Origin of the sequence: Bacteriovorax sp. DB6_IX, from assembly GCF_000447775.1 — a bacterium.
GTDB lineage: Bacteria > Bdellovibrionota > Bacteriovoracia > Bacteriovoracales > Bacteriovoracaceae > Halobacteriovorax_A.
The window spans coordinates 21,914-30,118 of sequence record NZ_AUNJ01000290.1 but is presented as its reverse complement, the minus strand read 5'-3'; the positions used below and the strand labels follow the sequence as shown (position 1 = coordinate 30,118).

The window sequence follows — 8,205 nt, the reverse complement described above, 5'->3', positions numbered from 1 at the left end:
CCGGAAGATCTCGATGATCTCTTTCTTGGAACGTTGATGTCTAATGAACACTCTTATATGCGCCATATCTTTAATGGTGTTTTTGCTCCAGAGCTCTTGTATTGGAGTTATGCAAAGTTCTTAGGCTCACATTTTATCTCAATCTATAAATTTCACTACAAGAAACTTTCAGCAACTCATTTACAGATGAGAGTGACTTGTCCTGATGAATATGAGGTCCATCCGCTTTGCTACGTTGTCTATGAGCATCTCTTTCGCTTTGCTCCGCAAATTATTGGTCATAAGGAATCGAAGGTTAGTGTCGATTATCAAGGGCATACCGCCATATACAATATTGAGTTGCAACAAGTTGATAAGCTCTCAACTAAATTCTTTAGGGCCTTTAAGATACCCCTGTTTTTTAAGTCTTGGGTTAGACTCTTAGAAAATGTTGTTTCTGAAAGATATGAGAGAGAAAGAGCGCATCAAGAGCTTGAAAAGAAGAGTCGTGAAATTGAAAAGATTGCGCAAGATAATGTTCTCTTTACTCGTTTTCTCGTCCATGACTTAAAGAATAGTCTATTTGTTGCAAATCACTATGTGAAGAAATCTAAGGAGGTTTGTGCCAATAATGGAATTCAAACTCGTAACTTTGAAAAGGCCCAGATGGCCATTGATACAGTTATCGAAACGCTCGAAAGAGCAAAAGAGCTAGAGGCCACTGAGGTTAAAGATAGAGTCAATCTTGATAATTTTAACTTAGTTGAGGCCATTAATGAGGCCATTGATAATATGTATTTTATGGCCAATGAAAAGGCCATTTCTATCAACTTAATTCACCCTGAGTCTGATTTTATTGAGATAAGATCAGATAGAATGCTCCTTATTCGATCAGTTCTTGAGAATCTTCTCACTAATGCGATCAAATTTAGCTTTGATGAGGGGGAAATTAATATTCGCCTAGAGCTGAAAGAGAGTTCTGTTTCTATTTCAATTGAAGATCAAGGAATAGGAATCCCTGAGCACTTTCTTGATCATCTTTTTGAAACAAGTGAAAAACAGTGGGGATTGGAACTCATGGTGAACGTGGAACAGGGTTTGGTCTACTGATCGTTAAAAAAGTTCTCAATCAATTAGGTGGAAGTATTTCGGTTTCTTCAATTCATAAGGATTGTGGAATAGGTGAGCACGGAACTTGTTTTAAAATTGAGTTACCGCTTTCTTAAACTAAATAAGTTGAAAGATTGTTAGTTCTAACTAATGCTTAGAAAGACCTCCTTCAGTTGAACTTATCCTTTTCTCTTTTTTCTAATCCCTTTTTCAATCTAATAAAATCCTAACAAAGTCTTAGATTGACTCTTAAATTTTCTGTCTTATATTAGTGGCAAATAGAGAGTTGTCGTTGATAAAAAGCTCGTGTTCTTGCTGTTAAATTAGAATTAATTTTTTGCGTATAACAAATCGGGGGATTTATGAATACTGAGTTAAAGACACATTGGCGTAGGGAGTATTATATTCTTCGTCGTCACCTAATTGATGGACTCATCACTTTTGTTCATTTCTTTTATTTAAGCTTCAGGCTATTAGCACAAGGAAGTTATAAGATGCTTCGTGTGTTTTGGGGGGAGAAGTTAAGCACTCGACCTGAAATTGCTGATCCGACATCTGAGGGGCATATAAGAGAAGAAATCTTTATTGATGGATTAACAAAGGGACCTAAGAAGGTCCCTTAATATTTTTTGATATTTGATTACCAGCCGCCACCGCCGCCTCCTCCACCTCCGCCACCACTTCCGCTACTTGAGGATGATGACGATGTGGCCATGGCACTTGAGATCGAAGAACCAAGTGAACCAGCTAGGGCCGCTGAACTAAAGCTATAACTATTATTTAAGTTTGATCTATACCATGTAGGAGAATAGTGATTTTCTTTAAGTGATTTTCCTACTTCTTTTTCAAAACGTAATGACCAACTACCTTCTTCTCCTAGGGCCTGGGCATAGGGAAGAAACTTTTCAAAGAGCTCTGGAGTCATCTCAGGTGGATTGAGCTTATCAAGACGATCTTTTTCAGCAATGGCCAGATATTGTCTAAAGCCTTCAATTTTATCAATGAGTCTTTGGCCTTTCTTCGTGGCCGATGGAATGAGGGCCAAAAATACTCCCAATGGTAAGCAGTGTAGAAGAAAGAGGACGATATAGAGTGTCGATATACCAATGGCATGATAACTGAAGAGTCCCCCGTGGATTGAGAGGAAGATCATTGGGAAAATATAGCGAATCTTCTTCCATTTTGAATCAGTTGTTCTTGAGTTAACAAGTAGAACGAGCAGATAGCCAATCGCTGAAAATTCTACCGCCCCTATAAATACTCCTGCTTGAAAGCTTCCAATTCCCTTTGAAAAGAAATAAAGAGAGGTTAGGGTCAATAGAATTCCAAGGATCATATAGGGAATATTATAGGTAAAGAGTGGCTTACTAAATTCCCCTAATTCTTTTTCAAAGGCCCTCTTTGCTTTTAATAATGTCTTGCGATTGGTTCTTGCCAGAGTGATAAAATCATCATCTTTATTTGAGCTAAAGAGATTATTAAATAAAGCTCTCTCTTCCTTTGATAATTCATTTTCTGATTCTAGAGCCTCTTCACTTTTTTTCTTTCTTAAAATGATATTGGAGTCTTCTTCAATTGAAATCTTACCTTTGACCGCCAGGTTCATTATGGCCGCAGCAATGGCATCATTATGTGAGCGATGAAGATAGGCCCTGTTGATCTTAGCAGGGGAGAGATCCTCTGGTGGATTAAATCTCGGAATAATAGTTTCTCTTTGGGGGTCAATTCCGTGCACATACCAAAGTCCATAAAGAGCGACTAGAAGGAGGATTAATCCTGCAAACTTGTATTGTATGCCTTGTAGAATAATATCTTGTTTGATTCTTTGAAAAATATTAAGACTTGCAATATTGTCACTTGGAAACCTGACGGCAACTGACCAACCCTCTTTCTTCTTAAGAGCTCGAGAGGTCCTTAGTTTTACTTCACCATTTTCTTGCTCTACTTCTACAGCACTTTCTTTAGACAGATACTTCCCAGTAAAGGCATTGGCCAAGTAAAGTTCACTTGGGTTATTGCCTGCGAGTCTAAATGTAGCGCTACTGTTGAGAATAGGAAATCTCCAACCATCACCAGTAATATTCCAAAAGAGCTCACTCGTTTTCACTTTCTGATTATTGAGTTCAAGTTCGCCAAGTTCATAAATGTGACGACTCATTTGATAAGTGATTTGATATTGATGAAGCCCCTTTTTTACATATCGATTCTTATGGCCAATGTAGACTCTTATTCCATTGGTGATAGGCTTCAGATGATAGGCTTCTCGTTGACCGTCCTTAGAGACTGAAAGAATTCGAAAGGCGGTGGTATTAACTCCAAATTTCTGTGATTTTCTAATTAGTGGAAGATCCCTGTAGATCCCTCTTCTTATTAGTCTTTGTAGTGAATTGACTTCAATATTTTCGGTAACTGTTATTGTATTATCGTAGTTGATGAGGACATCCACATCAAAGTTTTTGATATACTCTTTATTCTCCAGACCCTTAGCGTGTAGGGACAAACTAAGAATTGTGAGAATAAAGATTCTTAAAATAGATAGATTCGACATTTTGGTTTCCTAAGAGAACTTAACTTCAGGCATAGACCTGTGTTGTTCTTCGACTTCAAAGAATTCGCGCTTAGAGAAGTTAAAGGCATTGGCCACGAGGTTACTTGGAAAAGAGTCAATGGCAATATTGAGCTCCCTTGTTGATCCATTATAGTATCTTCTGGCCATTTGAACTTGCTCCTCAATATCTGAGAGCTCTTTTTGAAACTGGATGTAGTTCTCGTTAGATTTTAGCTCCGGATAGGCCTCTGCTAGGGCGAAGACTGACTTAAGGCCACTGGCCAAGGCCTTCTCAGATTCGGCCCTTTCTGGGATATCGTTTCCTGCACTTAAGCATTGTTGCCTATACTTTGAAACATTTTCAAATACTTCACTTTCGTGTTCAGTAAATGATTTCACTGTTTCAATAAGTGCTGGAATGAGATTATATCTTCTTTTTAATTGAACATCGATTCCACTCCATGCTTCTTCTACCATAGACTTCTTTCTGACCAGTCCATTGTAGATGGCAATAATTGTGAAAATAATAAGGATGATAATCGCAAAGATTATTGCAATAAGTGTTGTCATTTAAACCCCTTTTGTTTGTTAACCTATCGGTTTATCAATGAAAGGGGTTTAGCTAAGTCGTGAGAATTCTACCAGTTCCAGACGTAACCGACAGTTGTTGTATAGGCGTATCCTGAAAGATCGCTAACTCCTGCCGTTGTCCCATCTTTTGGTGCGAGATCCTGAGTGTTTTTGTCGTGGAAAGCGACATCGTGTAATAGGAGCTCGATATTGATATAAGACTCTTTCAGCTTGATTGGAAATTCTAATCCAAATCCAAGGGCCACACCAATTCCACCACCTTTATCATCAGGTTCTGTATCCAGGTCGAGATATTTATTTGTCACATACCAGTACTCAACTCTTGCTGTTAAGTAGGGGTTCGAGTAGGTAATGGCCGTTCCAAGATTTGAAGTGTCGATATAGTAGCGATATGAGAAGAATGATCTCAACATGCTGACTTCAACAAAACCTGGCCCATCTGGATCAAATCCATCAGTGGCCTCATTTATAAAGTAGCTATGCTTTGAGAAGGCAAAACCAAAGCCCCATGAAGATTGAAAGTCGCTAAAGTAGTTGATACTCATTCCAAAGGTTGGGGGATCGTTGTCGTAGATCTCGCCACGGTTACCATCGAATTGAGTCACTCCTAGAAAGAGTGAGAATGAAAAGAAACGACCATACTTGAAGAATCTTTCATCCTCCATGATTTGAGTATTTTCGAGATCTTCATTGAAATCGGAGAAGATATCTCCTCCAATATTGAGATCGTCGTCATCAATTCCTTGGAGTCCACCTTGGGCGAAGATATTAAAGCTCAGTAGTAGAGCTAGAATAATTTTATATTTATGTGGCATGCGCTTCCTTATAAGTAAAAGTGAACAGCAGCGACAACAAAATTAGACCCTGTTGTCTCTATTGTAAACTCATCAATTTTATACATAGAGAGACCAAATTCCACACTAAAGCCTAAACTTTGAAGTCCTTGAAAACTAAACTCTGTTCCAAGGCCGAGGTCAAATTGAAATCCCGTATCGTCTTGGATTGTATTGGTCTTCTTATTGATGAGGGCACCCATAAAATGGGCATAGAATGTGAGGTAGGGCTCGTCAAAGATATTGCGATAACCTTTTAGGCCTGCGGCCCATCCACCTGTATCACTTGTGTTGATTCCCAGTAGACCACCAAAGGCAAAGGACTTTGATTTTTGAAGTTTAAATGAAACGGCCGGAATATCGTTCTTTAATTGGTTCGTGAATCCAACTCCCATTCTTCCAATTCTCTCTGTCGCGAGGGCAGGGAAAGTAAGAAGTATGGCCATAAGCGTAATTTTTAAGCTATTCATAACTCGTAGCGTCCTGTTTTAGTTGTTGTTTTTATTATTGTATCGAGTCCAAGTATTTTTGACAACTTTAGGCGAGATATTTAAAATTAACTGATTTATTTGATGACATATCTATAACTAAGGAAGGAATTAAAATGACAACTGAAACTGTCAATGGACAAGGATTTGAATCAGAACTAAATAAGACAGAGATTGGCTCTTTCTTGGCCCACAATAAGGCCCTCGTTATTGTTCTCGTTATTGGAATTCTCGTTGGGGTCCTTGGTTATGGTGCCTACAACTCAATCCAATCATCTAATGAGAAGGCCGCGGCAAATGCACTTCATACATATGAGATCAATACCCTTGATAAGTATGTTGCAGGAGCTCTACCTGTCGATCAGGCCCTATCTGAATTTAAAGCACAGAAAACTGAGCACGGTAATATGGGAGCTGTATTCACGGTTGGACTTTCTGCTTTTGATGCCATGTTTGCTAAAAAAGATTTTAAGGCCGCTGCGCAGATTGTTTCTTCACTAGAAGCAAAGAACCAGTACCAAACATTTATGTTGGGAATTAGAAGAGCTGCTGTATATGAAGAGGCTGGAGAGCTTGATAAGGCCATTTCTGAGCTTGAGCTTGTGCTTGCGACGAAGCTTCAGGTTATGGAAGATAAGCTTTATCTTGATCTTGGAAGACTTCAAATGAAGAAAGGGAATAAGGCAGAAGCGAAGAAGAACTTTGAGATGCTTAACAAGATTAAGTCTCAAAATATCTTCAAGTCTCTAGCGCAGTACTACCTACAGCAATTATAATTAGAGGTTTCATTGAAGAATATACTATTCACTACTTTATTATTAACTCTGACTTCTTGTGCTTTTGTTCAAAAAGTTAAGAAGCTAGAGTTAAGACCAGGATCAGTTCAAAAAGAGCACTTTAATGCTACTTGGATTAAGAATCTCGATCCAAATTACCAAACAGGTAATTTACCAATTAACCTAGGTAGCCCACTAGTTCATAATGGGATTGTCTACGTTGGTAATAATAATGGTTTTATGGACGCTTATTCCCTAAAAAATGGTCGCCTCCTTTGGAGAGAAAAGACTATGGGGGCCATGCATTCAGCACCAATTGTTCATGAAGACGTTCTCATCTATGGTGATATCCATGGAAGAATGTATGGAAAGAATTTAGTCACAGGTAAATTTGATTTTATTTTTGACTTAGGCTCTGCTGTTGATGCAACTCCGGTTGTGGCCAAGGGAAGACTTCTCATCCACACAAGAAACCATAAGATCTTCTCTGTTGATGCAAAGACAGGAAAAATTCTTTGGACTTATAAGAGATCAGTTCCTTACTTCTCAACACTACAAAGAACATCGCGTCCGCTGGTTATTGCCAATCGCGTTTTTGTAGGGTTTGCTGATGGGCATCTGGTGGCCTTTTCTCTAGAAGAGGGGCAAGTGATTTGGGAAAAGAAAATGTCTTCGGCCGATAAATTTATCGACGTTGACATGTCTCCTTCATTCTTTAGAAGTAAGCTAGTTGTCAGCTCTGTAAATGGACAAGCTGAAGTTATCGCGCCTCAAAGTGGTATTCTTTTTAAGAGACTTCCATTCACAACGAATAGGGACGCAACTCTATTTGAGGAGTTTGCACTCTTTGGAACAATTGATGGAAAGATCGTCGCCCTAGATGATGGTTTTAATATTCAAAAAGAAGTTAAGCTTACTGATAAGCCAATTAGTTCTATCAAAAGATGGAAGAGTGGTATTATCGTAACAACAATTGGTAAGGAAGTTTTCTATCTTAACAAGAATTTCATGCTAATTGATAAATTTGATCTTGGATCTGCTTATTCAGCAGTATTTGGTCATACGAGTGTCGAAGATGACTCTCTGGCCATCTTCTCTTCTCGTAATAGATTATACTTATTCAAATAATTTTGTTGCCCAATTGGCCTTTAACCTAGTTAAGGCCTCTTGGGTATAATTGACCTTCTTCTTAGTTGAAGCAAGTCCACGGCCCTTAGCGCGAGCACGAGATTTTTCCCCAATCGTATTTAAAAGAGTCTCATTATAGAAGAGAGTCGTTTTAAGTAGCGAGTTTACCCCTTGAGCATTCTTTCCAAGCTTATTCTTCTTAGTAATTTCAATCAGGTTCTCATAGATATAGTAATTATCACTGGCCCCTGTAAAGCACAGTTGTGATAGCTCTTCGTAATTTCTATCCATATGATCTCTCATTGCAATAGGGATTGAAGATGAAGAGTTTGGAAGTTGTTTCACAATGGTCTTATTCTGGTAATCACTCTTTGTCTTCTTAGACCAGCTCCATTTCTTTGGTGTGTCTTTGTAATCAAGAAGAACTTGGTGATAGACAGGGCAATGCTTAATATCCTTTCTGTATTCAGGATAGAGTTCTGTGAATGACTCATATTGCTCATAAAGAGAGAGGAAATAGAGATTCTTATTACTATAGTCTAGTCCTTGTGCCTTATAAGCATTGGCCGGGACCCTTCCTCTTGAGTAGCTGAATGATTCAACTTCATACTTAGGAATTTTATTTGTACTAACTGACCTCGATTTATACCTGGCCATTTTCTCTTTAATTGACTCTGGTCTTCTATATGTACTTGCACAACTTGCGAGCATCAGAAGGCTTGTTACGAGAAAAATTCTTTTCATATCAACTC

Annotated in this window: 10 protein-coding genes; 5 read left to right on the top strand and 5 right to left on the bottom strand. The window is 38.5% G+C overall.

Features of this window, described 5'->3' with window-relative positions; genetic code table 11:
* The 3 genes from M901_RS08645 to M901_RS08640 form a co-directional block, all read left to right on the top strand.
* Positions 1-1,089, top strand: a 1,089-nt coding sequence (locus tag M901_RS08645; protein WP_021277793.1) for a sensor histidine kinase KdpD, incomplete at its 5' end; no start/stop codon positions are given.
* Positions 1,041-1,205 (top strand): ATP-binding protein, encoded by a 165-nt coding sequence (locus tag M901_RS18395; RefSeq protein ID WP_021277786.1) that lies wholly within the window; start codon positions 1,041-1,043, stop codon positions 1,203-1,205. The genes M901_RS08645 and M901_RS18395, both read left to right, overlap by 49 nt.
* A 246-nt stretch (positions 1,206-1,451) precedes the next feature.
* Complete coding sequence (locus tag M901_RS08640) at positions 1,452-1,712, top strand: hypothetical protein (protein WP_034721436.1); 261 nt, start codon at positions 1,452-1,454, stop codon at positions 1,710-1,712.
* Positions 1,713-1,729: 17 nt separating this feature from the next.
* Here the strand turns inward: M901_RS08640 and M901_RS08635 are convergent, their stop codons facing one another.
* From M901_RS08635 to M901_RS08620, 4 genes are all read right to left on the bottom strand, one after another.
* Positions 1,730-3,637: a DUF2207 domain-containing protein gene (locus tag M901_RS08635; protein WP_021277797.1), complete on the bottom strand. Its 1,908-nt coding sequence runs from the start codon at positions 3,635-3,637 to the stop codon at positions 1,730-1,732.
* Between the two features lie 9 nt (positions 3,638-3,646).
* Positions 3,647-4,207 (bottom strand): LemA family protein, encoded by a 561-nt coding sequence (locus tag M901_RS08630; RefSeq protein WP_021277800.1) that lies wholly within the window; start codon positions 4,205-4,207, stop codon positions 3,647-3,649.
* A 68-nt stretch (positions 4,208-4,275) separates the two neighbouring features.
* Entirely contained in the window at positions 4,276-5,043 is a 768-nt protein-coding gene (locus tag M901_RS08625; protein WP_021277801.1) for a hypothetical protein, read from the bottom strand.
* Positions 5,044-5,051: 8 nt separating this feature from the next.
* Positions 5,052-5,531 carry a hypothetical protein gene (locus tag M901_RS08620; protein ID WP_021277796.1) on the bottom strand — a complete coding sequence of 160 codons (480 nt, stop codon included), beginning with the start codon at positions 5,529-5,531 and terminating at the stop codon, positions 5,052-5,054.
* Between the two features lie 134 nt (positions 5,532-5,665).
* On the opposite strand from M901_RS08620, the gene M901_RS08615 reads away from it, so the two are divergent.
* Together M901_RS08615 and M901_RS08610 are read left to right on the top strand one after the other, a co-directional pair.
* Complete coding sequence (locus M901_RS08615; protein ID WP_021277789.1) at positions 5,666-6,325, top strand: tetratricopeptide repeat protein; 660 nt, start codon at positions 5,666-5,668, stop codon at positions 6,323-6,325.
* Between the two features lie 12 nt (positions 6,326-6,337).
* A complete protein-coding gene (locus M901_RS08610; protein ID WP_021277813.1) occupies positions 6,338-7,453 on the top strand; it encodes a PQQ-binding-like beta-propeller repeat protein in 1,116 nt (371 codons plus the stop codon).
* Here M901_RS08610 and M901_RS08605 read toward each other — a convergent pair.
* Complete coding sequence (locus M901_RS08605; protein ID WP_021277795.1) at positions 7,442-8,197, bottom strand: hypothetical protein; 756 nt, start codon at positions 8,195-8,197, stop codon at positions 7,442-7,444. The genes M901_RS08610 and M901_RS08605 overlap by 12 nt on opposite strands.
* Positions 8,198-8,205 lie beyond the last annotated feature (8 nt).